We start from the raw sequence: 24,221 nt of genomic DNA on the forward strand, positions 1-24,221 counted from the left end.
TGCTTACAGACTGAAGCGATCGCCAAGGTAAACCCGGCGCACGCCTTCGTCCGACACGATATCAGCGGGGGTCCCTTCCTTCATCACAGTGCCTTCGTACAGGATGTAGGCGCGGTCGATAATATCGAGCGTTTCACGGACATTGTGGTCAGTGATCAGCACACCCAGACCACGGTCTTTCAGATGTGCGACCAGATCACGGATTTCGCCGACAGCGATCGGGTCAATCCCCGCCAGAGGCTCGTCAAGCAGGATGAAGTGCGGACTGGACGCCAACGCCCGGGCGATTTCGACACGGCGGCGCTCCCCCCCCGACAGCGACAGGGCCGAGGCCCGGCGCAGATGGGAAACAGAGAACTCTGACAGCAACTCCTCGAGCATCGCTTCCCGACGCTCCGGGTCGCTTTCGCAGACCTCAAGAATGGTGCGGATGTTATCTTCAACCGACATACCGCGGAAAATGGAGGCTTCCTGCGGCAGATAGCCAATCCCCAGCCGCGCCCGCCGGTACATCGGCAGAGCCGTTATGTTCTGCCCATCCAGTTCAATCATACCGGAGTCGGGGGTAATCAGGCCGGTCACGCAATAAAAGCACGTGGTTTTCCCGGCACCGTTCGGCCCGAGAAGCCCGACGGCCTCGCCGCGCCGAACATACAGAGAAACATCCCGTAACACGGGACGCCGCTTATACCGCTTGCCGATATTGCGGATAAACAGCCCGGTTTCTTCCTCGGCGGCAGTTCCGACACCCGTGGTCACGATCCGTTTTCATCCCCAACCCTGACCGTTTCCCTCGACGGAAAGGGAACTGCGCCGGTCTTTGTCTCTATTCCCCCATCTTCCGGGGGGTGGCTTTCTTCCGTCTGCCACACACTGCGCGCGTGTGACTTACGGCGTTTTCGGCGCCGCACCGCCCGCAGGCTTGTTTTTATCCTGCGGCACCAGAAAAGCCCGGGCCCGCGAACCATCCCCGCCGCCACCATAAAGGGTAGACAGCCCGGAGTTCATGTTCACGACCGCCTTGTTTCCGGTCAGCACATTCTGATCCCGATTGATTGTAACCGATCCGGTCAGGGTCGCGATACCCGTTTTGGCATCATAATTGCCTTGCGAACCCCGTGCCGTTTCCTTGGCCGTCACAATCACAACCTCCCCGACCCCTTCCACCAAACGGAGGTCGGTCTTGCCGTTCACCTCTTCCATATAGGCAATCAGGGTTTCAGCGGTCAGGGTCTTATCGGCTTTCTTGACGCTGGCGCCGCCATAGGCGACCGCTTTCTGAGCCTTGGTGTCATATTCAATCCGATCCTTGGCCACCACCGTCTCTGTCTTGGTAACCAGAGATACCGGAGCCCCATCGCCGTAGAGCACCAGCATTCCGGTGGCAACAGTGTAAATTGCCCGCCGCCCGGTCGCCTGCTCCGTCGCCGATGTGATCGTCACACCGCCGGTGGCTTCCAGCACTTCAATATCCGTCGCGCTGCCGTCCGTATCCCGATAGTGGGCGATCAGAACCGGTGCCCGCACCGTTACCCCGCCCCGGATTGCCTGAGCATTGCCACGGGCGATGAACTGCTTTTTCGGCTGCTGCCACTCAATACCGTCATCGGCCAAGACCTCAATCGGGCCACCGCCCCCCGCGCCGAGGTCAAGCCCTTGGGCCTGCGCCACGGCCGAAAGCTGTGTAGCCGCCAGAAAAACCCACAGGCCAGCGGCAGCGGTGGTGATGCGGCGCATAGGTTCTCCCCTTTTCCCCAAAACAGTCAGCACCAGTGTACAGAAACCCATCCTCATTTTCCTGCCGCTTTCTTTGCCGGTACAGCCGGGGCCGGTGCAGTCTTTTTCGCGGAGGAGGAAGAGGAGGAATAAATCAGCAGACGGCTTTTTCCGGTCACGGCGACGGTCTGCCCGTTGTCGGTGATATGCAGGCCCTGACCGTTAATTTCGCCACGCGGCCCTTTCCCGGCGACGGGCTCGGTCCCGATGGCTTCCCCCTTCGCCAGATCCATCGACAGACGGGCTGTATGCATTTCGTAACCCGCATCATGAAACACGTTGACGCTACCGGCGAGGTCAAGCACCTGAGAAACCTGATTATAGTGCCCCTCGTCTGCCTCCAGCAGCACCCATGCCTTTGACTTGAGGGTGATATCGGCGCGCGGACGGGTCAGCTGAATGATCTGCGACCCCGGCGCGGTCTCCTTTGCCAGCTCAGCTGTCACCGTATACGGCTGAGATGACTTATCAATGCCGTGATAGCGGGCATCCTGCATGGTCTGCGTCTGCTGCTGCGGGGCCTCCAGACGGGCAAAGGTCAGCGGCGAAGATTTATCGGGCCCGGCCGTCAACTGCGGCCAGACCACCACCAACGACAACAGCACCACGGCCAGCGTCGGCAGGGCAACTTTCAGCGCCGACACCAGATGCGAATACGAGAACCCCCCGCTGCGCCGGGTCATGCAACGCCAGCCCGCAGCAGATCATGGACATGCAGGAAGCCGACAGGACGTCCGTCATCGACCACAAACAGGCCGGTGACCTTGCCCTCATTCATCAGACGCAGGGCCTCTGCCGCCACCATGGCCGGTGGCACATGCTTGGGGGCGCGGGTCATGATATCAGCGGCCCGGCTGCGGACCAGATCATCATTCATATGACGGCGCAGATCACCATCGGTGATAACCCCAACCAGCAGACCAGCCGCGTCAACAACACCGGTACAGCCAAAACTTTTTCCGGTCATGATCATCAGCGCTTCAGACATCGGCGTGTCCGGCTGACAGAGCGGCAGCGACTCCGTTCCATGCATCAGATCCGACACCCGCTGCAGCTTCTTCCCCAGCTTCCCGCCGGGATGAAACACCTTGAAGTCCTGCGCCGAAAAGCCGATCCGCTCCAGCAGGGCAACCGCCAGGGCATCCCCCAGCGCCAGCGTCAGCGTGGTTGATGTGGTCGGGGCCAGACCATTGGGGCAGGCTTCGGTAAAGGCCGGAAGAATCAGCGCGCAATCTGCCGCCTGTGCCAGCGTGCTGCCAGCCCGGCTGGTGATGGCGATCAGCGGAATCGAAAAACGGCGACAATACGCGATGATATCCGCCAGCTCCGGCGTTTCACCGGAATTAGACAGTGCGATCACCGCATCATCGCGGGTGATCATGCCAAGATCGCCATGACTCGCTTCAGCCGGATGCACAAAGAAAGACGGCGTCCCGGTCGAGGCCAGCGTTGCGGCGATCTTGCAGCCGACATGGCCGCTTTTGCCCATCCCCGTCACGATCACCCGACCGGAAATGGCCGCCAGAACCGCCACCGCCCGGGTAAAATCGCCATTCAGACTGTCGCGCAGAGCCGACAGCCCCTCAATCGCGACCGACAGGGTGCGGCGGGCAGAGGTCAGGTCACGGTCAGCCGGGGTTTGCACAAGGGCATCAGAAGACGTCACGGTTCTCTTTCCTGTCATCACCTGCCGCACCGACAGCCCCTGACGGGTCCGGGCAACAGTACAGCCCATCCATGGCTGCCAGAACGATATGCGCCGGGAAGGCCGCAGGATCAAGGAAAACCCCGCTGCCTTTTTTTCAGCCCGTCACATCAATGAGCGAAGATATCAATGTCTTCCCAATCGAGAAGATCAAGCGCGGCCCGGGTCGGCAGGAAGCGGAAGCAGGCTTCGGCGATTTCGGTCCGCCCCTCACGCGCAAGCAGCCCGTCCAACCGCTCCTTCAGCGCGTGCAGATACAGCACGTCCGATGCAGCATAGGTCAGCTGCTGCGGGGTCAGATCGCCGCTGGTTCCCCAATCAGACGTCTGTTGCTCCTTGCTCAGCTCAACGCCCAGCAGATCAGAACACAGATACTTCAGACCATGACGGTCGGTGTTGGTCCGGGTCAGCTTAGAGGCAATTTTGGTGCAGTAAATCGGGGTGCAGGTCACCCCGAGGTACTTGGCCACCATCGCCACGTCAAAGCGGGCAAAATGAAAGATCTTCAGAAGATCAGGGTCAGCCAGCACTTTCTTGAGATTCGGGCAGTCATAGCCAAACGCACCGCCCACCTGCACCACATGCGCTACGCCATCACCGCCTGACAGCTGCACGACACACAGCCGGTCACGCACCAGCGACAGACCCATGGTCTCACTGTCAACGGCAACCGCCCCGGTGAAGGTGACGTCGGCGGGCAGATCGCCCTTGTGATAATGAACGGTCATCCGGCAAGGCTCCACATAATCCGGGGTCACCGCAGACCCCGATGCAATTCCGGGGCGGAGTATGGCCCGAACCCAACGCCGACAAAACCGAAAAACAGCGCCGGATGCCTTGCGATAGACAGGAATCCACAGCCCGATGAACAGGTACCCACAGGCCCAAAAGCAAAAAATCCGCTTGATCAGCAACCGCCCAGAAAAGGAACGATCTCTGATCAAACGGACTTCTCGCACCGGCTTGCGCCGGAAGAGATGGTGCCCAGGAGAAGACTCGAACTTCCACGACCTTTCGGCCACAGGTACCTGAAACCTGCGCGTCTACCAATTCCGCCACCTGGGCAAGGGGCCAACACCGCCACCCAAAGGGTTGCTCCCTTTATAAAACAACCTCTCAATCTGAGAGATTGGTGCCCAGGAGAAGACTCGAACTTCCACGACCTTTCGGCCACAGGTACCTGAAACCTGCGCGTCTACCAATTCCGCCACCTGGGCAAGGGGCCAACACCTGCACCGGAATTTTTTCTGTCACTTCAGATCTCTGCAACTGCTTTGACCTGTCTGCGCCAGCGTCGTTTCCGGAACGCCGTGTCTTGGTGGAGGCGGTTTTTAGAGACTTCCGCCCCACCCGTCAACATCTTTTTTGAAAATCTTTCACTTTTTTCACCTGCGACTTCCTTTCTCCCGCAGCCGGGCTGTGCCAATCCGTGCGCCGGGCTATCATTGGTGCGCGCAGGCAGTTGCGTCATCCCCCCGGATGTGACAGGTTGCGCCATTCCATGCCCGGACATGAAAAAGCCGGACGGTTACGCATGCCTGAATGCGCGGATGCCCGGCGGCTGATCCAGACGCCCGGAACAACAGCGCCGCAGCGGGCACGGGAACAGAGCAGAGGGAGTGTTAGGAACTATGGCCGAACGTCTTGTCACGGTCTTTGGCGGGTCCGGCTTCGTCGGTCGCCATCTGGTCAAAAAACTGGCCGATCAGGGCTGGCGCGTGCGCGTTGCCGTGCGTGATGCCGAAGGGGCCAAGTTTCTGAAGCCGCTGGGGGAGCTGGGGCAGGTTTCCTGCGTCACCGCCAACGTCACCAACGAAGAGTCCATCCGCCGCGCGGTCGCCGGGGCTGAGGTCGTGGTCAATCTGGTCGGCATTCTGTACGAACGGGGCCGCCGGACCTTCAAAGCGATCCATACCGACGCAGCCGCCGCCATTGCCCGCGCTGCCCGCGAGGCCGGAGCCAGCCAGTTCATCCAGATGAGCGCGCTGGGTGCCGCCAAGGACAGCCCGTCCGCCTATGCCCGCAGCAAGGCCGAAGGCGAAGAGCAGGTCCGCGCCGCCTTCCCCGGTGCCACCATTTTCCGCCCGTCGGTGATCTTCGGGACTGAAGACGGCTTCTACAACCTGTTCGGCGCCATGGCCCGCGCCTTCCCGGTGCTGCCGTACTTCACCACCGATGCCCCGGCCCTGCGCAAGGGTGCAAACGGTCTGCCGGAAGTGGACTTCTATGGCCGCGGCGGTATGAAGCTGCAGCCGGTCTATGTCGGTGACGTCACCACCGCCATGGTTGCCACCCTCTCTGACGCCAGCCTGCGCGGTAAGATTTATGAGCTGGGCGGCCCGCAGGTCTATTCAATGCGGGAAGTGCTGCAGCAGGTCTCTTTCGAGACCCGCCGCAACCGCTGCGTCGTGCCGGTCCCGATGATCGTGGCCAAAATCAAGGCCGCGTTCCTGCAGTTCCTGCCGGTTCCGCCGCTGACCCCGGACATGGTGCGCCAGATGGAACGCGACAACGTCGTCACCGGCACCCTGCCGGGTCTGGAAGCCTTCGGGATTGTGCCGGAACACACCTCGGCCCATCTGCCGGCATATCTGGAGCGGTTCCGTCCGCTGCACCGCCAGATCCGCCGCATGGGCAAAAAACACACCTGATCCGGGCTGGTGCCAGCGCGCCGGAACGGATCATCCGCTTGCAGGCTCCGCCCCACCCGGGCGGGGCCTGTTTGTTTCACACCCCGCTTTGTTCAGGAGCCTGCGACAATGAAGATCGCTGTCATGGGATGTGCCGGCCGGATGGGCCGGATGCTGGTTCAGGAAATCCACGCCACCGAAGGCTGCGTGTTTGCCGGTGGAACGGAACCGGCAGGGTCGCCGTTCCTCGGCTCTGACCCGGCACTGCTGGCCGGTCTCCCAGCCTCCGGCCTGACGGTGACCGATGATGTCGCCGCAGTTTTTAAGGCCGCCGACGCGGTGATCGACTTCACCTCTCCCGCAGCGACCGTCACCCATGCCCGACTGGCCGCCGAAACCGGTACCGCGCTGGTGGTCGGCACCACCGGCCTGTCAGCGGAACAGACCGCCGCCATCACCGCCGCGTCCGCCTCCACCGTCATCATGATGGCCCCGAACATGAGTGTCGGCGTCAACCTGCTGTTTGCCCTGACCCAGAAGGTCGCCGCCACGCTGGGCATCGACTACGACATTGAAATCGTTGAGATGCATCACCGTCACAAAGTGGATGCACCCTCCGGCACCGCCCTTGGTCTGGGCCGTGCCGCTGCCAGAGGACGGGGCGTTGATCTTGACGCCGTCAAGGAAACCGTGCGCGACGGTGTCACGGGTGCCCGGGAAGCCGGAAAAATTGGTTTCGCCACCCTGCGCGGCGGCGATGTGGTCGGCGACCACACGGTGATCTTCGCTGCCGATGGCGAGCGGGTGGAACTGACCCATAAAGCCAGCAACCGGGGCGTTTTCGCCAAAGGGGCAGTCCGGGCCGCCTGCTGGACTGAAGGCCGCACCCCCGGCCTGTATTCAATGATGGATGTTCTCGGCCTGTCCTGAGGCTGTCAGCCCGTCACCGTGCCGCTGGCGTCCCCCCGCCAGCGGCGCACCCGCACCGGCTCACTCCGGCCCCGCACCATCTGTTCCTCGGGCGGGCTGAACCCGGCGGGATGACCTGCCCGGGCCACGGTCGGGCTGTCGGTGACCAGCTCCCCGGCGTCCCCCAGTCCACACAGCCGGGCCGCAACATTCACGCTGTCGCCGATGACGGTAAAATCCCGCCGCTGTGCCGGGCCGATCGCCCCGGCAATGACATAACCGTCGTGAATACCGATGCGGATAGCCCGGGGCAGATCAGACCGGGCACGCAGAATCGTCAGCACCGACTGGGCACAGGCAATCGCCCGCTCTGCGCGGTCAGTCCCTTCAAAAACTGCCAGCACCGCATCACCGATCATCTTGTCGACATCACCGCCGAAGCGCTGGATCTCTTCGACCTGTACCGTCATCAGATCATTGAGGAATCCGACCACCTCCTGCGGTGGCTGACTTTCTGAGTATCCGGTAAAATCGACGACATCAGAATAAAACAGCGCCGCATCCATCACCCGGGAGACTACCGCGTTATCAGCCGCCTTTTCCACGGCACCCAGCGCATGCGATGACACCAGCGTTTCCAGCCGCCGCTTCAGGGCTGTCAGTGCGCCGGTACGGCTGTCGATCTCACGCTGGGCCTGTGCCACCAGCCGCGACAGAAGAATCACCAGCCCCAGCAACAGCAGCGCAGGCGGGACCGCCGCCGCAGCAACGGTACGGATCAGAAGCGGATTGACATAATCCGCCGCCTCAAACAGCTCCATCACCACCTGCGTCGCGCCGGTCTCGTCGGTAATCGCGACATAGGAGTCGTAGACGTCGGTCTTGCCGTCCTCACCATCAAACGAGATCCGGGGGCTGCCTGTGGCAGTTACCTCCCGCAGGATATCGTTCAACTCAAAAGTCCCGACATCTTCCGGATCAAAACTGAACAGAACCTGCCCATGGCGGTCGAACAGCTTAAGGCGGGCCAGCCGCTCCTCCCCCAGAAAGGCGATCAGGACCGTCCGCAGGCGGGACACGGCCTCCGGGTTGAGAACCCCGGTGCGCGGATCATGAGTGATCACGGTCTCCCACAGCTGCGGATCTTCCTGCTGAACCCGCCCGACCACCATCTGGGCATACTGCTGTGCTGCCTGCAGATAGAGATCCGACGTGAGGCGCAGTGTGGTCCATGCAGCCAGGCCGGCCAGCACCCCGACAGCCGCCAGCAACAGCGGCAGGATGTGCCGCCGGAACTGACGCTGCAACGGAAACGGCTGCTCACCGCTGCCGCCACTGTCATCCGTCCGCACCGGTTCTCTGTATGCCCGCAGCATTATGGTCCACCCTGCCTGTTTTACCGGAGCAGACTACCCCCTGCGGGCACACAGGCAAATGCTGTTTAGACAGAGAGACGCGCGGTCTCCCACCCCAGAATCGCATGGCGGCGTTCCCGCCCCCAGCGATAAGACCGGAAAGCGCCGCTGGATTGCAGCACGCGATGGCAGGGGATCACATACCCAATCCGGTTCGACGCCAATGCCGTCCCCACCGCACGGGCAGCACCGGGATGCCCGACCGCCGCTGCTACCGCCCCGTAAGAAGCCCGTGCCCCCGGCGGAATCCGCAAGAGCGCAGCCCAGACCGCGACCTGAAACGGTGACCCTTTAACAAAAACAGCCAGAGGCCCCGACGGGGGCTGATCCCCGCTGCGGGGAAACAGCCGCTGTGGCAGGTCCCGCACAGCGGCCTCATCGCGGAGGATCTCCGCAGCGGGCCAATCCTGCCGCAACTGCTGCCAGATCTGCCCGGCAGCGCCCTCTTCTGCCAGAAACTCCAGCGCGCACAGCCCGCGCTCCGTCACCGCCGCCAGCGCCGGGCCAAACGGAGTCGGAATTTCAGCGGCCCGAATGGTCATTCCTGCACCGCCTGATGCCAGATCCCCCGGCGTCGCCGCAGTCAGGGTCACGCACAGGTCATGCAGACGTCCCGGCCCCGACAGCCCCACCTCCAGTGCGGTTTCCAGCACCGGCATGTCCTGCTGCAACAGCTGGCGGGCATGATCCAGCGTCAGCCAGCTGACAAAGCGCTTGGGGCTGACCCCGGCCCAGCGCGTGAACAGCCGCTGGAAATGAAACGGCGACAGCCCGATGGCTGCAGCAGCCTCTTCCAGAGAAGGCTGATCGAAACGGCGGTCCTCCAGCCAGCGGATCGCCTCAGCAATCCGCTGATAGTCACGACAGTCCTGCCACAGATCAGCCCCGGAGGCGGACAGAGGAACAGCGGCGGTCATCAGCACCCCCAGCGGAAGAAAACAACAGCCCACAGTATCGCGACCCACGGCCCCCCGGGCCACCCGCTTCTTGCTTCCGTGCCGGATCAGCGACCGTTATGGTGGGGACCGCCCCATCCCCCCTGAGGCCCGACAGACACCATGATCACTGCCGCCCCCCGTAAACGCGCCCCCCGCCAGTCAGCCCTGACCAAGGCAGAAATCGAGCAGTTCTTTGCGGCCCTGCACGCCCAGAACCCCGAACCCAAGGGTGAGCTGGACTATGTCAACCCCTTCACCCTGCTAGTGGCGGTGGTGCTGTCGGCGCAGGCCACCGATAAGGGCGTCAACCGGGCCACCGGGCCGCTGTTCAAGGTTGCCGATACCCCGGAGAAGATGGTTGCGCTGGGGGAAGACGGCGTCCGGGAGGCGATCAAGACGATCGGCCTGTTCAACACCAAGGCCAAAAATGTGATCGCCCTGTCACAGCTGTTGATCGACCAGTATGGCAGTGACGTCCCGCAGCAGCGGGAAGAGCTGGAGAAACTGCCCGGGGTCGGTCGCAAAACCGCCAACGTGGTGCTGAACATCGCTTTCGGCCATCCGACGATTGCCGTCGACACACACCTGTTCCGGGTGTCCAACCGCAGCGGCCTTGCCCCGGGGAAAACCCCGCTGGCGGTCGAAACCAAACTGGAAAAGCTGGTGCCTGCCCCGTACCGGCTGCACGCCCACCACTGGCTGATTCTGCACGGCCGCTATGTGTGCATTGCCCGCAAGCCGCGCTGCCCGGTGTGCGTGGTGCGGGATGTCTGCAAATTTCCGGATAAGCCGCTTTAAGATGCGGGCAGGCCGTCAGGCCAGCCGCAGCAGCATTGCCCCGGCGCAGATCAGCCCCCCTGCCGTCAGCCGCCGGAAGGAGGTCCGTTCCTTAAGCAGCAGGGCGGCAAGCAACAGGGCAAAAACGATCGAGGTTTCCCGCAAGGCAGCGACCACCGCCACCGGCGCAAGGGTCATTGCCCACAGGGCCAGACCGTAAGAAACCAGCGTTCCGCCACCGCCGATCACCGGCAGCAACGGATTGGCCCGCAGATACCGCCACAGCGCCTGTCGCCGGGCCAGCAGGGCCCAGCCAACCATCGGCACACCGGTCAGCAGCGACAGCCACAGGGTATAGGATGCCGGGGCCCCCGAGAGCCGGACTCCGGTTCCATCCACCAGCGTATAGCCAGCAATCACCAGCGCATTGAGGAACGCCAGAGCCAGACCGGCCCCCGGGCGCTCCCCTGCCGTGGCCGCCGTCCGCTGTAAGGCCAGCGACACCACGCCGGAGCACAGCACACCGATCCCCACCCATCCGGTGACGGACAGGGTATCCTGCCCCCAGATCCCCCCGGCCCCGGCCACCAGCATCGGGGCGGTCCCCCGCATCAACGGATAGGTCCGCCCCATATCGGCCAGACGATAGGTATGGGCCAGCAGGGTGAAATAAACGGTCTGCAGACCGACCGACACCGCCAGCCATGGCCAGCTGGCCGGATGCGGTAGCGGCAGGAAGGGTACGGCACAGGCCCCGATCAGTGCCGCCCCGCCGGTCACCAGAACCGCAGACAGCATCTTGTCCCCGCCGCCTTTCAGCAGACTGTTCCACACTGCGTGCAGGGCTGCGGCAAACAGAACCACACAGAAAACCGACAGGGACATGACAGGGCACCTTGGACCGTGATCCCCCTGTCTACACGTTGTTACGGTTTCATGACAAACCACATCCCGCACCGTCCCTCCGGGCAATCCGGCAAACCCGCGCAGGACAAGGCACCGCTGGACTTTCCGTCCGCAGACAGGACAATGAAAGCTCACAGACAGGAGCACAATATGTCTATGCTGATGACCACCACCCCGACCATCGAAGGCCGTCCGGTCCGCCAGTATCTTGGGGTGATCTCCGCCGAGGCGGTGATGGGGACCAACCTGTTCAGCGATTTCTTCGCCTCGGTCCGGGACATCGTCGGCGGCCGGTCAGGCACCTATGAGCAGATCCTGCGCGATGCCAGGGCCGAAGCGATGGCAGAACTGGCGGAGCAGGCCCGCCAGCTTGGCGCTGATGCCGTGGTCGGCGTCACCCTCGGCCATCAGGTGATCGGCGGCGATAAAAAGACCATGCTGGTGGTGCTGGCCAGCGGCACTGCCGTTTCGCTGGGGTAAACACCTCCGCCCGGACAACACAAGGCCCCGCCGGGATCTCCGCAGCGGGGCCTGTGCCTGCCTTCAGGGAATGGGCAACGCCTGCGCCGGTGACAGCGCCGCAACCTCGATCGGTTTGTCGGACAGCTGGGCCCGGTCAAGTGCCGACAGCCCATTGCCACGGATCAGGGTATTCAGGGTCTCGACATAGGCCTGCCCGCGTTCGGAATAGGCCAGCAGGGTTCCCGACAGGGACAGACCATCCGGTTCCTGCCCCTTTTTCCGCAGCTGCGCCCGCGCCGCCCGGAAGTCGTTATAGGCCTGATGGGTGTTCAGGTTGATGACGTAAGCCCGCACGGCATCGCCGATGGTCGGGAAGGACCGCAGGCGCACCATGGTGCCATCCGCCCGGTTGACTGCCTTGATTGAAGACCGATCACCATCCCACGCCGAATGGCCGAACAGCGAATTGTGATGCCGGGCCACCTGTGAGGTCCCCCAGCCACTTTCTTCCGCCGCCTGCGCCAGCACCAGAGAGGGCGGAACCACATCCATCCGCCGTTCCAGCTGCCGCAGGTCGGCCCGCTTCAGGCCATACTCACGGGCTTTCACCTCCAGCCAGCGCTGGTCTGTTTCCGGCAGGCGGTGCCCCGCCTTGGACAGACGGATGATGTCCGTCAGCCGTTCGCGGTCGAGCAGGATCTCTTCATTGACCTTCAGCACCACCGGCAGCAGGATCCGCAGGAACAGATCCTTGCGCTGATCCGCATCGCCGACCTGCTTCAGGTCGCGCGGCAGGTTATTCAGATAAACCCGCGGCACCGGGGCACCCGTATCGCGGACCAGATCCAGACCATAGGACAGGCGGTCATACAGACGGTCCGTCGCCCGCGCATCAAGGCGCTGGGACGGGGTCAGGGCCTGCGGCCCGGTGGCAGGCAGGGCGACCCGCTCAATCTGCTGGCGGGCCGGATCCCGGACCAGCCCAAGCATACGGGCGATCGGGGCAGACGGCACGGCGGCCTCAGCCATTGCGGGAACAACCCCGCTGGCAGCAGCAGACTGGCGCGGGGCCAGCATTTCAGTGAAAGCAGCAGCGTACAGACCGGACACACACGCGCAGACGATACCAAGCGAGGCAACATCAAACACGCGGACATGGCGCCGGAAAGGGGGCTCCTGATGCATCTCTATCTCCTCACCAGGGGTCTGCGGCGTATGTCCTGTCATGCTCCATTGCGCTGAAGCCGCCGACCCAATGGCCTTACACGAGGGTGAACCACTCAACCCGTCGTCCGTTCTGGCCGTCGTGAACTGGTGGAGCCCTTTGGCATCGGGCAGGGCTCCGTCGGGGCACTGTCAGTCGCAGATATGGCGAAACAATGACAGTCAATCCCGGCTGGCGGGGGTCCTTACGATCCCCCTATCCGATGGCCCGCGTAAAGAGCGGCAAGGCACATCGACAAGAGCGTACTTATAAGCGGCAGACCAATCGGTCAACCCTTTCCCGGACCGTCAAGCACCACTGAAACGCGATCCCGGAATTAATTCCTTGAAATTCCTAAAATCAGCATTCTGATTTTTCGTTGTTTCCGGCAGAGGTGTTGCCGATAGGCCACAAATATTAGGCCGGGAAACCCGTAGGTCCCCGGCCCTGAAACAGACTGTTCTGAAGATCGAATCAATAGAATTTGATCAGGATTAACACTTCTTAAAGATCTCGAATCGCGCCTTACTGCACCGCTTCCACAGCCTGCACTTCCGGAATGAAATGGCGCATCATATTTTCAATTCCATGTTTCAGCGTCATCGTCGAGCTGGGGCAGCCGGAGCAGGACCCGCGCATGTTCAGATAGACGACACCGTCACGGAACCCTTTAAAAACAATATCGCCACCGTCACGGGCCACCACCGGACGGACCCGCGCCTCGATGATTTCCTTGATCTGAGCGACGATCTCGGCATCAGCCGGATCAAAGGACTCTTCCTCATCCGCTGCGCTGACCGCGACATCGCCGGAGGTGTAATGTTCCATGATCGCGCCAAGGATCATCGGCTTCAGCACGGCCCAGTCGCGGTCATCGGTCTTGGTGACGGTCACGAAATCCGCCCCCAGAAACACACCGGCCACACCGGCCACATCAAACAGGCGCAGAGCAAGCGGCGACGCACCGGCCTCTTCCGCTGACCGGTAATCAACGGTCCCGCCGCTGATCACGGTGCGACCGGGGATGAACTTCAGGCTGGCCGGGTTGGGGGTCGGTTCGGTCTGGATGAACATGACAGCTCTCTCTCTGCGTCTTTGGCCTGACGGCAGGGGCGGCAGGCGGACTCTGAAACGGTATACCCGGTAAATGGGACTAAATCGGTCCCGATGCAAGAACTCAACTGACCGCGTCAATCTCGGCGTCGCTCAGGCCGCCCGGCACAATCGTCAGCGGCACTCGCAGACGGCCAGATAACCGGCCGGTCAGCGCCGAAATCAGCGGACCGGGGCCATCCGGACCGGCGCCGGCGGCCAGCACCAGCACAGTGATCGACGGCTCCTCATCCAGAAGCAGCATCAGTTCGTCCGCCGCCTTACCATCGCGGACATACAGGGCCGCCGTATGGCCGGAGATGTCATAGACCTCCCCCGCCAGCGCGGTCAGGCGCTCTTCCGCCGCCTGCCGGGCCTCTTCCTGCATCCGCCGCCCGACCCCGGCAAAATGCTGGAACTCCGGTGGCGGCACCACATGCAGCAAAGCCACCTGCCCGTTGGTATGCCGGGCCCGCTGGCAGGCATAGCGCAGGGCAGAGCGCATTTCCTCGGTTTCATCCACCACCACCAGAAAGGTGCGGAGGCAGGCATCAGCTGCGGCGGACGTCTCTGTCATCATGCTCTCAATCCTTACAAGGCAGACCGCAGACGGCCTTAACTGCGGCGGAACAGCGCCCCGGCGGCCCAGCCGGCGACAACCGCCAGCAGGATCGCCCCAACGCCATACCATGCCGAATGCTCGTGGGCAAAAAGGTACAGATCCGCCCCAAATCCAGCCTTCCCGATAATCAAGGGAGTGATCTCAGCATTCACCACGTCGTTATCACGGACCAGATAGACCTCAACCAGATAGGTCCCGGTCGGCACATTGGACGGAAAATGCAGCTCAGACCGGAACAGCCGGTTGGCAAGCTGAGTAACGGTGCCGGGCGCGTAAGAATACAGCCCCTGTTCTTCTTTCAGGCGAAACAGGGCGGACCGGAACTCCTCCTCCGTTTCCCCCAGCGTCAGGTCTGACAGCTCCAGATCCAGATGCGTCATACCGATCTGGTGGCGGTCCAGCGTCGCCGGTCCGACCAGATCCTCCAGCGGGCGGGTGGAGGCGACAGAATAGAACGAGGGCGCATTCTCCACCGTCACATAATCCTGATTGACCCACATCAGGCCGCCGACCTTGCCCTTGCGCCGCACGATCTGCTGGGTGACCGGCCCCCGCACCACTAAAATGATGTCACCGGGGCCATCCGTCGCGCCGAACAGCAGCACGTCGGTCCCCGAAAAGCCGGTGGTGATCGCGACCAGATGTTTTGACAGGTCAGCCACCAGCGGCTGTTCCCGCGGCGTATTGGCAGCATCAGCCGTCAGCGGCAGGACCAGCAGACCGACCAGAACAGCAGGCAGCAGAGCCGTCAGGGAAAAGAAACGCCCTTTCCGCCGCATCACTTCATCCCCCCGGCCAGCAGGTACAGATCGTCCGGCCGCGTGACCAGATCAAAGGCCAGCTTCAGACAGACCCCCAGCACCAGCAGGGCCAGCAGCACCCGCAACTGTTCAGCCTTCAGGCGGGATCCGAACCGGGCCCCGTACTGCGCCCCGATCACCGCACCGGGCAGCAGCAGCAGGGCCAGCACCACATCGACGGTCTGGTTGAAGGTGGACTGCAGGAAGGTTGTATTGGCCGTAACAAAGATGATCTGGAACAGGGACGTCCCGACCACCACCTGCGTCGGCATCCCCAGCAGATAGATCATGGCCGGAACCATGATAAAGCCGCCGCCGACGCCCATGATCGCCGCCAGAATCCCCACCGCCAGCCCCACCGCCAGCGGCAGCAGGGCGCTGATGTACAGACGTGACTTGCGGAAGCGCATCTTGAACGGCAGGCGATGGACCCAGCTTTCATGATGCCCCTGCCCAGCCCGGGACGGCGGAAGCGGACGGCGGGACCGGCGCATGGCCGCCAGACTTTCCGCCAGCATCAGTCCGCCGACCGTGCCCAGAAACAGCACATAACAGATGGAAATCGCTAGATCGATCTGCCCGAGGCTGCGCAGCACCTTGAACACCCAGACCCCAAGGCCAGATCCGGCAAGACCGCCGACCATCAACACCAGCCCCATCTTGACGTCCACGTTGCCGCGTCGCCAGTGCGCCAGCACTCCGGATACCGACGAAGCAAGAAACTGGTTGGCAACGGTTGCCACCGACACCGCAGGGGGAATACCGATGAAAATCATCAGGGGCGTCAGCAGAAAGCCGCCGCCCACACCGAACAGGCCGGACAGAAAGCCGACCCCGCCGCCCATCGCCAGCAGAAGGAACAGGTTGACCGACATTTCGGCAATCGGCAGGTAGATCTGCATGCCCCCGGATCCTTTCTTGCCATGGCCGGGTCCGGTGCCCGACATATCTTCAGATACAGTAAAGGGATTCCGGCCTGCACAAAAGCCGGAATCCCTTTTGATAACCGCCGGTTATCCGGACCAAACCGCCCCTTTACGGACGGTAGAAGCCAACCGCGCGATGCACTTCTTCCAGAATCGGCTCGGCAACCGCATTGGCCCGCCGCGCACCATCGCGCAGAACACGGTCGATTTCCCCCGGATCAGCCAGCAGCCGCTTCATCTCGGCGTTGATCGGCCCAAGGACGGAAACCATCAGGTCGGTCAGGCGCTGCTTGAAATCAGAGAACTGGATCCCCCCCACTTCCGCCAGTACATCGGCGCGGGTGCGGTCCGACATCGCAGCAAAAATAGTGACCAGATTGTCAGCTTCCGGACGGCCCGCCAGCCCGTCCACCGTTTCCGGCAGCGGCTCGGGATCCGTCTTTGCCTTACGCAGCTTCTGAGCAATGGTGTCGGCATCGTCGGTCATGTTCAGACGCGAATAATCCGACGGATCAGACTTCGACATCTTCTTCGACCCATCCCGCAGGCTCATCACCCGGGTGGCTTCCCCCAGAATCAGCGGTTCCGGCACCGGAAAGATCTCGGCGCCGAAATCGTTATTGAACTTGATCGCGATGTCACGGGTCAGTTCCAGATGCTGCTTCTGGTCTTCGCCGACCGGCACGTGGGTCGCCTTGTAGACCAGAATGTCCGCCGCCATCAGGTTGGGGTAGACATACAGGCCGACAGACGCGTTTTCCCGGTTCTTGCCCGCCTTGTCCTTAAACTGGGTCATGCGGTTCAGCCAGCCGATCCGCGCAACGCAGTTGAACACCCAGGCCAGCTGGGCATGGGCCGGAACCATCGACTGGTTGAAGAGAATGCTCTTCACCGGATCAATCCCGGCAGCGATATAGGCGGCGGTCAGCTCGCGGGTGGCGCGGGTCAGGTCCTGCGGATCCTGCCAGACGGTGATCGCATGCTGATCAACAACGCAGAAAATGCAGTCGTCGTGCTCTTTCTGCAGCCGCACCCAGTTGCGGATAGCGCCGAGATAGTTGCCGAGATGCAGGTTACCGGTGGGCTGAGCGCCCGAGAAAATACGCGTCATGTCATCACTCTGATGCCAAGGGGAGGGCCGCGCTGTGGACACGGGCCCGGAACCCTTGCGGCATACCCCAACCGGCGGGCCGGATCAACCGCCGTGGCATTGCAGCCCCCCGCTTTTTCCGGCCGGGGGGCTCCGCGATCAGCCTTCACCGCCCGCAGAGGGATCAGAGCCGGCTTTCGCCCCGGCTGGCCGGCGGCGCAGCCCTTTGAACTGGGCCAGATCACTGCGGCGCACCGCACCGGTCAGCACGGCCATCCCGGCAAATACAATCCCCCCGGCCAACACCAGACCGGTCAGCAACAGGGCCTGCGCCACCGATGTATCCGGCACCCGGCCTTCCGCCAGCCAGCGCCCGGCCAGCAACACCGCCGTCATCGCCAGCGTCGCCCCAAGAATGCGCGGCAGGCGGGATTTCAGCCGTTCATCCCAGCGGTAATGCCCGCGGCGGATCAGGGTTGTGGCCAGCAGGGTAGCATTCAGCACACTGGCCAGCGCCGTGGCCAGCGCGATCCCGACATGGGCCAGCACCTGCATCAGCGCCACATTCAGCACCACATTGAACACCAGACAGACCAGCGCGATCCGCACCGGGGTCCGGGTGTCCTCCCGGGCGAAGAATCCGGGGGTAAACACCTTGACCAGCACATAGGACGGCAATCCGACAGAAAACGCCATCAGGGCGGCAGCCGTGGCCTGTGCATCCTCGGCGGAAAAAGCGCCGCGCTGGAACAGCACCCGGATAATCGGCTCCGCCAGCACGATCAGACCGGCCATGGCGGGCAGGGTCAGCAACAATGAAAACTCAAGGGAACGGTTCTGACTGTCAGAGGCCCCCTTCACATCGCCTGCGGCGATCTGACGCGACAGAATCGGCAGCAGGGCTGTCCCGACGGCAATCCCGACCACCCCCAGCGGCAGCTGGTTCACCCGGTCAGCAAAATACAGATAACTCACCGCCCCATCGGAGACCATTGATGCCAGCATGGTGTCGATCAGCAGGCTGATCTGATACATCCCGGCCCCGAACGCCACTGGCACAATCCGCTTCAGCAGGGTTTTCACCTGATCATCCAGACGCGGGCGGATCAGCCGGGGCAGAAACCCCGCCCGCTTCGCCGCCGCCATCAGCCAGACGAACTGGGCCACACCGGCAGCAGCCGTACCCCAGGCCAGCGCATGGCCCGGCGTTTCGGTATACCGGCTGAGGCCCGCCAGAGCCGCCATCGACACCAGATTAAGCAGAATCGGTGTCCCCGCTGCTGCCGCAAAACGGCCGAGGGAATTCAATACCCCCGCCACCAGCGAGCACAACGAAATGAAAAACAGATAGGGGAAACAGATGCGCGACAGTTCGGTCGCCAGTTCATGCTTACCCGGCACATCGGTGAAACCGGGGGCAAACACATACATTGCCCACGGCATCCCGATCATCAGCACCGCCGAGAACAAAGCCACCACCAAAGCCAGAAAGGCATAGCAGCGGTTGGCAAACTCTTTCGCCGCCTCTTCGCCGTCCTTTTCCAGCGTCGCGGAAAACATCGGCACGAAAGCTGCCGAGAAGGCCCCTTCCGCAAACAGCCGCCGGAACAGATTGGGGAACTTAAAGGCGACGAAATAGGCATCGGCTACCATTCCCGCCCCCAGCATACTGGCGATCAGCATATCCCGGGCAAATCCGGTCAGACGTGACAGCAGGGTATAGCCGCCGACGGTGGTGAAGGAACGCAGCAGGGACATGGGGCCTCTCGCGACCGCGGACAGATCAGGGAAGGCCGTCTTTTTACGCCGCCTGCCCGACAAGGTCACATGCTTTCTTCCCTCAGCCGCCACTGCGCCTGATCCCGGCTTGCACCACCGTACCGGCTTTGCTAACGTCTGTGACATGACAACGCATCGCCCCATGGCACGCGGCACCGTCACCACCCCAGCCCTGCGCCCGGCTCTGGTTGCGGTCATTGCGCGAATTACAAACCTGGTTCCTCACTGAGGGCCAGGTTAAACGCGTTTGTCCGTCCCTCTGCGGACCCGACATTCTCCGACATCTGACGGTGCCCGTGGCACCGGCTGCCTATACCCCGGCTGTCACCCCCAGTGTGTTGCGGCGCGCCGGAATCCGTTGCGGAGTCTTTTCCATGTCCCACGTCACCGCCGACAGCTTCACCGCCTGCTATTCTGTCGCCACCGAATCCGAGCCCGGCGTTCTGCCGCGCCTGCTGGGTCATCTTGCCAAGATCGGGGTGGTCCCCACCCGGGTGCATGCCACCACCGCCGATGATGAACTGCATGTCGATCTGCAGGTGACCGGCATCGACGCGAACCGCGCCGCCTTGCTGGAGCAGCGCTTTGCCACCACCGTCGGGGTACTGTGGGTGGCCTACTCCAGCAAAGGCGTGGCGGACGGGTCCTCCGGCTTCTGGCTTTAAGGGGCACGCACGCAAAAGGGCTTGACGGCGACGGCGGGTTGGTGCTGGTACTGCGGTTATGACTGATCTGCCGCTCAACCGCACCATCGCCCTGTCGCTGTTCACCGTCGTCCTGCGTGAAGGACGCCCGCTGGAGGAACAGGCAGACCTGCTGACCCGCCCGCTCGACCCGCGGGACCGCGGCTTCGTCCGCATGCTGGTCGCCACCACCCTGCGGCGGCTGGGGCAGATCGATATGGTGCTGAACCATTTCCTCGACAAGCCGATGCCGGCCAAACTGGCGTCGGTGCGTGACATCATGCGTCTGGGGGCGGCGCAGATCCTGTTCCTCGACACCCCCGGCCATGCTGTGGTCGATACCTCTGTTGAGCTGGTCAAGCGGGGCAAACTGGCCCCCTATGCCGGGCTGGCCAATGCGGTGCTGCGTAAAATCAGCCGCGACGGCGCGGCTGTCAGCGACCGCATCGACGCCGCCCGCTTCAATACCCCGAAATGGCTGTGGCTGGACTGGAGTGCCCGCTACGGCGAGGAAACCGCCCACCGTATCGGGCTGGCCCATCTGGCTGAAGCCCCGCTGGATATCACCCTGCGCGACCCGGCGACCAGTGCTGACTGGGCCGGCCCGCTGGCCGCTGAACCGCTGCCCTGCGGCAGCCTGCGCCGTCTGGCCGGTGGAGCCGTGTACGATCTGCCCGGCTTCACTGACGGTCACTGGTGGGTACAGGATCTGGCCGCCGCGCTGCCGGTCCGCCTGATGGGGGATCTGACCGGAAAAGCCGTTGCCGACCTGTGTGCGGCCCCCGGCGGCAAAACCTTGCAGCTGGCCGCGGCCGGGGCAACCGTGACAGCCGTGGACCGATCCGCCCGCCGTCTGCGCCGCGTCAGCGAAAATCTGGCCCGCACCGGGCTGACCGCCACGCTGGTCGATGCCGACGCCACAGAATGGCGCCCGGAAGCCCTTCTGGATGCCGTTCTGCTGGATGCCCCCTGCTCCGCCACCGGCACGATCCGCCGCCATCCCGACGTTGCCCGTCACAAGCGGCCCGACGATGTCGCCGCATTGGCAGAAACACAGGCAGCCCTGCTGGCCGCTGCCGCTGAGATGGTCAAGCCGGGCGGCATGCTGGTCTATTGCACCTGCTCATTGCAGAAAGCCGAAGGCGAAGACCAGATCGCCGCCGCACTGGCTGCAGGGCTGCCGTGGGAACGTGACCCGATTCGGGCTGACGAGCTGCCAGGGCTGGAAATGGCCCTGACCGCAGAAGGGGAAGTCCGGACCCTGCCCTGCCATCTGGAAGAGCGGGGCGGTATGGATGGCTTCTTCATCGCCCGCCTGCGCCGGATCTGATTGATTACCCTGCGGGGATTGTTGGCTTTTTTCAATCCCCGCGCATTATGACAGAAAATGTACCCGTCCTGCGTTTTGTGCGGCGCAACATTTTCTTTTGACACCCCTTGTCATTGTCCGTATCGTCGCCGCCAGTGCTGTCGGTGACTGACCGTCTTTGCGCGTCTTTATTTCTTCGCTTCCGGGCGGTTTCCGGCCCCGTCTCCGCCAGCAACACATGGTGGTGACCGGTCGGCTGAAGACCCCGAGCAGCAGGCTGACGCGCTTTGACAGACGGGCACACATGCCCCCAGAGCGCGATAGCCAAAAGAGTATGGATTCTCTTTTCCATCCGCGAGAGGACACCCGCGCCATGACCACCAAGCTTGATACCCTGCTGGACTTTGACCTGACCAAATATCTGGCTGACTTCAAGACTCCGGGCGTTGACGTTGACGCTCTGGTGTCCACCCACAAGAAGAACATTGAGGCGATGACCGCCGCCAACAAGCTGGCCTACGAAAGCTTTCAGACCATCGCCCGCCGTCAGGCCGAAATCCTGCGTCAGGGCCTGGAAGACGTCAGCAGCGTCTCCGCGGCCCCGGTCAGCGATCTGTCCTCGGTCAACGACCGCATTGCCCAGCAGACCGCGCTGGTCAAGGACACCTTCGAAAAGAACCTGTCCAACGTTAAAGAACTGGCCGAACTGCTGATCAAGTCGAACAACGAAGTGTTTGACCTGCTCAGCTCGCGCTTCAGCCAGTCTCTGGAAGAACTGAAGGGTCAGCTGGAAGCCGCCCCGAAGGCTGCCGCCGCGTCGGCTGAAGCCCCGAAAGCGGCCCCGGCTGCTGCGCCGAAGGCGGCCCCGGCTGCCAAAAAGGCTGCCACTGTCTAAAGAGTTCCATGCCAGAGTGCCCCCCGCTTCTGCGCTTGATACTCTGAGCCCCTGAGATCTTGCCCTGAAAGTTTTTCAGAAAAAGATCCCTGAAATGTCCTCTGCAGGCCGATTTCTCCGGAGTCGGCCTGCAGGCATTTTTGCGGCACCCTCCCCCACCGGCACACAGCCGTCTCTTGCCGGATCCGGGCAGGTCTGCTTCCCTGTTTCCCGTTATTTCACCGGAACAGGACCCAGCCCTGATGAGCGACAGCACCAGTCCGATCACCTTCGATGATTTTCTGAAAGTGGATATCCGGGTCGGCACCGTCACCCGGGCGGAACCCTATCCCGAAGCCCGCAAGCCAGCGATCAAGATGTGGATCGACTTTGGCCCGGAAATCGGGGAAAAGCGCACCTCGGCGCAGGTCACGGCTCACTACACCCCGGAAACACTGATCGGGAAGCAGGTCATGGGGGTCGTCAACTTTCCGGCCAAACAGATCGGTAAGTTCGTCAGTGAGTGTCTGGTGCTGGGGGTCACTGATGCCGGTGGCGGCGTCGTCCTGCTCAGCCCCGATCAACCGGTCCCCGTCGGGGGACGGATGCACTGACCCTCTAGACAGAAAAATCCGATAAATAACAAAGCCCGGTCATCTGGCCGGGCTTTTTTTATCAGCAGAAGAGAATGCAGTGGCCGCCGGACCGGGCGGGGGAGGGATAGTCCGGCGGCCACCAGCAGAAGCACAACATCATATTCCCCGGATATCCTGAGCGCGGAATGGATTACCGGATGATGCCCACCCCGAAGGGCGTTTAGCTTCTGGTCAGAGAGGATTGCGCGCCTCTCTGCCAATCAGTATTGCAGGAGGTGTGCCAACTTCCGCCCCCCGATGCCAGAACGGCACAATCAGCAACAATACATTGTAAAGTAATCTATTTTACAGAACCGCTCTTCCGAAGACAAATGCCTATGCCTACAGTCTTTGCAAATCGCATTGCATTTTGCAAATCCCGGTTTCGTCCGGGAAGAGCGGTTTGGCGGATTGCGAGTCCGCCTTATTCCTCGTCTTCCCCATCATCATCCTGCACCGGCGGTGCATCCCAGCTGACCGTCCCACCGCTCAGCAGGACAGCAATCTGCCAGATGTTCAGGGCCTGCAGGCGGGTACCGTCGCTGACACTCCAGAACGACACCCCGCTGTCCACCGACAGATCGGTGCGCAGGCGGGACAGGAACACCCGCTCCTCCCCCGAAGTTTCCGCCATCGTCACCATGCCTTCATCAACACGGTGATCGACCACAGACAGACCGGGGGCAGCCCGCAGGACCTCCCGGGCTTCCTTGTCCGTTACCGGGCGGTCGCACTCCACGGCCACATAGTGACCAAGGCCGACAAACGCCGCCACACGGGCAGCACTGACATGCACCCGCAGATCCGGGTCCAGCACCTTCCGCACTGCCAGCGCCACTGCCAGCTCGCCATCGGTCGCCCCGCCTTCGGTAAATCCACCGACCTGCGGAATGACGTTAAAGGCGATCTGCTTGGCGAAGATTTCCTTATTGCTGGCCGGGGGTTCATTGACATAGATGCCCCGGGTCTGGCGGAACAGCTCATCCATCCCTTCGCGGCCAGCGTCCGCCGTGGAATGGAAAGCGGTGATCACCGCCCGGCTGGCCTGAAAGCTGTCATACAGCGGCGCCAGCGCCAGAACGGCCTGCACCGCCGATGCGGTCGGGGCGGACACCACGCGCTTGCGGTCCACCGCATCCAGATCATCGGGATTAACCCCGGCGACAACCATCGGCACGCCCGGCTCAGCACTGTAATGACCGCTGGCATCAATCACCCGGGCCCCGGCCTTGACAGCGCGCGGACCGACCTTAGCCGCCACGGCAGCGGTATCAGCCAGAATGACCAGTGAGACAGACGAGAAGTCGAAGGTATCAACATTCTGGGTGCTGATATCGTCGTCCTCACCGTAGGAGAACTCACGGCCGACCGTTCCGGCCGGGCCAAGGGCAACGACGCTGGCAACCGGCACAGCCCGTTCAGCCAGAACCGACAGAAGCTCCTGCCCAAGGTGGCTGGCGGCGCCAACCAGGGCGATCCGGCAATCGGCGGGGAAAGCAGTCATCACGGTTCCTCATACAACGGGAATAAACACGAATGCGGGAAGGTAGGGTGCGCGGGCGGGCGGTGCAAGGACTGTCTGCGGCCATCAGCCCCGGCTGTTTCCCTTCCGGCACTTTAACGATGCGGCAATACACCGGGAGTTATAGTAATCTTATCTGCCTGCGGCCTGAAACCGGACCGCGCAGG

The 24,221-nt window shown here is 62.7% G+C and carries 24 protein-coding genes and 2 tRNA genes; 8 read left to right on the plus strand and 18 right to left on the minus strand.

Going from position 1 to position 24,221, the window contains the following annotated elements; genetic code table 11:
• Nucleotides 1–3 precede the first annotated feature (3 nt).
• From lptB to G365_RS0114340, 7 genes are all read right to left on the minus strand, one after another.
• The gene (gene lptB / locus G365_RS0114310; protein ID WP_019646215.1) at nt 4–759 is read right to left on the minus strand and encodes an LPS export ABC transporter ATP-binding protein; all 756 of its coding nucleotides are present in this window, start codon (nt 757–759) and stop codon (nt 4–6) included.
• A gap of 129 nt (nt 760–888) precedes the next feature.
• Nucleotides 889–1,737 (minus strand): LptA/OstA family protein, encoded by an 849-nt coding sequence (locus G365_RS21705; protein ID WP_019646216.1) that lies wholly within the window; start codon nt 1,735–1,737, stop codon nt 889–891.
• A gap of 53 nt (nt 1,738–1,790) precedes the next feature.
• Nucleotides 1,791–2,459 carry an LPS export ABC transporter periplasmic protein LptC gene (lptC, locus tag G365_RS21710; RefSeq protein WP_019646217.1) on the minus strand — a complete coding sequence of 223 codons (669 nt, stop codon included), beginning with the start codon at nt 2,457–2,459 and terminating at the stop codon, nt 1,791–1,793.
• On the minus strand, nt 2,456–3,460 hold the full coding sequence (locus G365_RS0114325) for a KpsF/GutQ family sugar-phosphate isomerase (protein WP_051089903.1): 1,005 nt from the start codon (nt 3,458–3,460) through the stop codon (nt 2,456–2,458). The genes lptC and G365_RS0114325 overlap by 4 nt, the downstream gene beginning before the upstream one ends.
• Before the next feature lie 131 nt (nt 3,461–3,591).
• Nucleotides 3,592–4,209, minus strand: a complete 618-nt coding sequence (locus tag G365_RS0114330; RefSeq protein ID WP_019646219.1) for a ribonuclease D — start codon at nt 4,207–4,209, stop codon at nt 3,592–3,594.
• 250 nt (nt 4,210–4,459) lie between these two features.
• Nucleotides 4,460–4,546 (minus strand) — tRNA-Leu (locus tag G365_RS0114335).
• A gap of 65 nt (nt 4,547–4,611) precedes the next feature.
• Nucleotides 4,612–4,698: transfer RNA gene (locus tag G365_RS0114340), tRNA-Leu, on the minus strand.
• Between the two features lie 414 nt (nt 4,699–5,112).
• Here G365_RS0114340 and G365_RS0114345 point away from each other — a divergent pair.
• Together G365_RS0114345 and dapB are read left to right on the plus strand one after the other, a co-directional pair.
• Nucleotides 5,113–6,132 carry a complex I NDUFA9 subunit family protein gene (locus G365_RS0114345; protein ID WP_019646220.1) on the plus strand — a complete coding sequence of 340 codons (1,020 nt, stop codon included), beginning with the start codon at nt 5,113–5,115 and terminating at the stop codon, nt 6,130–6,132.
• A 108-nt stretch (nt 6,133–6,240) separates the two neighbouring features.
• A complete protein-coding gene (gene dapB, locus G365_RS0114350) occupies nt 6,241–7,041 on the plus strand; it encodes a 4-hydroxy-tetrahydrodipicolinate reductase (protein WP_019646221.1) in 801 nt (266 codons plus the stop codon).
• Nucleotides 7,042–7,046: 5 nt separating this feature from the next.
• Here dapB and G365_RS0114355 read toward each other — a convergent pair whose 3' ends face one another.
• Together G365_RS0114355 and G365_RS0114360 are read right to left on the minus strand one after the other, a co-directional pair.
• The gene (locus G365_RS0114355) at nt 7,047–8,396 is read right to left on the minus strand and encodes an adenylate/guanylate cyclase domain-containing protein (protein ID WP_019646222.1); all 1,350 of its coding nucleotides are present in this window, start codon (nt 8,394–8,396) and stop codon (nt 7,047–7,049) included.
• A 65-nt stretch (nt 8,397–8,461) separates the two neighbouring features.
• On the minus strand, nt 8,462–9,352 hold the full coding sequence (locus G365_RS0114360) for a methylated-DNA--[protein]-cysteine S-methyltransferase (RefSeq protein ID WP_051089904.1): 891 nt from the start codon (nt 9,350–9,352) through the stop codon (nt 8,462–8,464).
• Nucleotides 9,353–9,493: 141 nt separating this feature from the next.
• Between G365_RS0114360 and nth the strand changes: the two genes are divergently transcribed.
• Entirely contained in the window at nt 9,494–10,171 is a 678-nt protein-coding gene (gene nth, locus G365_RS0114365; protein ID WP_019646224.1) for an endonuclease III, read from the plus strand.
• A 15-nt stretch (nt 10,172–10,186) separates the two neighbouring features.
• Here nth and G365_RS0114370 read toward each other — a convergent pair whose 3' ends face one another.
• Nucleotides 10,187–11,035 (minus strand): DMT family transporter, encoded by an 849-nt coding sequence (locus tag G365_RS0114370; protein WP_019646225.1) that lies wholly within the window; start codon nt 11,033–11,035, stop codon nt 10,187–10,189.
• 171 nt (nt 11,036–11,206) lie between these two features.
• On the opposite strand from G365_RS0114370, the gene G365_RS0114375 reads away from it, so the two are divergent.
• A complete protein-coding gene (locus tag G365_RS0114375; protein WP_456091270.1) occupies nt 11,207–11,536 on the plus strand; it encodes a YbjQ family protein in 330 nt (109 codons plus the stop codon).
• A 63-nt stretch (nt 11,537–11,599) separates the two neighbouring features.
• Here G365_RS0114375 and G365_RS21715 read toward each other — a convergent pair whose 3' ends face one another.
• From G365_RS21715 to murJ, 7 genes are all read right to left on the minus strand, one after another.
• A complete protein-coding gene (locus G365_RS21715) occupies nt 11,600–12,703 on the minus strand; it encodes a glucosaminidase domain-containing protein (RefSeq protein ID WP_019646227.1) in 1,104 nt (367 codons plus the stop codon).
• Between the two features lie 544 nt (nt 12,704–13,247).
• Complete coding sequence (locus tag G365_RS0114385; RefSeq protein ID WP_019646228.1) at nt 13,248–13,796, minus strand: NifU family protein; 549 nt, start codon at nt 13,794–13,796, stop codon at nt 13,248–13,250.
• 103 nt (nt 13,797–13,899) lie between these two features.
• Nucleotides 13,900–14,394, minus strand: coding sequence for a universal stress protein (locus G365_RS0114390; protein ID WP_019646229.1), 495 nt, complete (start codon nt 14,392–14,394; stop codon nt 13,900–13,902).
• A 35-nt stretch (nt 14,395–14,429) separates the two neighbouring features.
• Nucleotides 14,430–15,215 (minus strand): TIGR02186 family protein, encoded by a 786-nt coding sequence (locus G365_RS0114395; RefSeq protein WP_019646230.1) that lies wholly within the window; start codon nt 15,213–15,215, stop codon nt 14,430–14,432.
• Nucleotides 15,215–16,138 (minus strand): sulfite exporter TauE/SafE family protein, encoded by a 924-nt coding sequence (locus tag G365_RS0114400; RefSeq protein WP_019646231.1) that lies wholly within the window; start codon nt 16,136–16,138, stop codon nt 15,215–15,217. The genes G365_RS0114395 and G365_RS0114400 overlap by 1 nt, the downstream gene beginning before the upstream one ends.
• Before the next feature lie 133 nt (nt 16,139–16,271).
• Nucleotides 16,272–17,273 carry a tryptophan--tRNA ligase gene (gene trpS, locus G365_RS0114405; protein WP_019646232.1) on the minus strand — a complete coding sequence of 334 codons (1,002 nt, stop codon included), beginning with the start codon at nt 17,271–17,273 and terminating at the stop codon, nt 16,272–16,274.
• A gap of 138 nt (nt 17,274–17,411) precedes the next feature.
• Nucleotides 17,412–19,010 (minus strand): murein biosynthesis integral membrane protein MurJ, encoded by a 1,599-nt coding sequence (gene murJ, locus G365_RS0114410; RefSeq protein WP_019646233.1) that lies wholly within the window; start codon nt 19,008–19,010, stop codon nt 17,412–17,414.
• Between the two features lie 395 nt (nt 19,011–19,405).
• Here murJ and G365_RS0114415 point away from each other — a divergent pair, with 395 nt between their 5' ends.
• The 4 genes from G365_RS0114415 to G365_RS0114430 all read left to right on the plus strand — a co-directional run bounded on the left by G365_RS0114415 (nt 19,406) and on the right by G365_RS0114430 (nt 22,511).
• Nucleotides 19,406–19,696: a hypothetical protein gene (locus G365_RS0114415; RefSeq protein ID WP_019646234.1), complete on the plus strand. Its 291-nt coding sequence runs from the start codon at nt 19,406–19,408 to the stop codon at nt 19,694–19,696.
• 58 nt (nt 19,697–19,754) lie between these two features.
• On the plus strand, nt 19,755–21,044 hold the full coding sequence (locus tag G365_RS0114420) for an RsmB/NOP family class I SAM-dependent RNA methyltransferase (RefSeq protein WP_019646235.1): 1,290 nt from the start codon (nt 19,755–19,757) through the stop codon (nt 21,042–21,044).
• A 352-nt stretch (nt 21,045–21,396) separates the two neighbouring features.
• Complete coding sequence (locus tag G365_RS21720) at nt 21,397–21,918, plus strand: phasin family protein (protein ID WP_019646236.1); 522 nt, start codon at nt 21,397–21,399, stop codon at nt 21,916–21,918.
• Nucleotides 21,919–22,160: 242 nt separating this feature from the next.
• Nucleotides 22,161–22,511: a tRNA-binding protein gene (locus tag G365_RS0114430; protein ID WP_019646237.1), complete on the plus strand. Its 351-nt coding sequence runs from the start codon at nt 22,161–22,163 to the stop codon at nt 22,509–22,511.
• A gap of 445 nt (nt 22,512–22,956) precedes the next feature.
• On the opposite strand, the gene G365_RS21725 is transcribed toward G365_RS0114430, so the two are convergent.
• Complete coding sequence (locus G365_RS21725) at nt 22,957–24,036, minus strand: aspartate-semialdehyde dehydrogenase (protein ID WP_019646238.1); 1,080 nt, start codon at nt 24,034–24,036, stop codon at nt 22,957–22,959.
• Nucleotides 24,037–24,221 lie beyond the last annotated feature (185 nt).

This window comes from Novispirillum itersonii subsp. itersonii ATCC 12639, assembly GCF_000381985.1.
Taxonomy (GTDB): Bacteria; Pseudomonadota; Alphaproteobacteria; order Rhodospirillales; family Rhodospirillaceae; genus Novispirillum; species Novispirillum itersonii.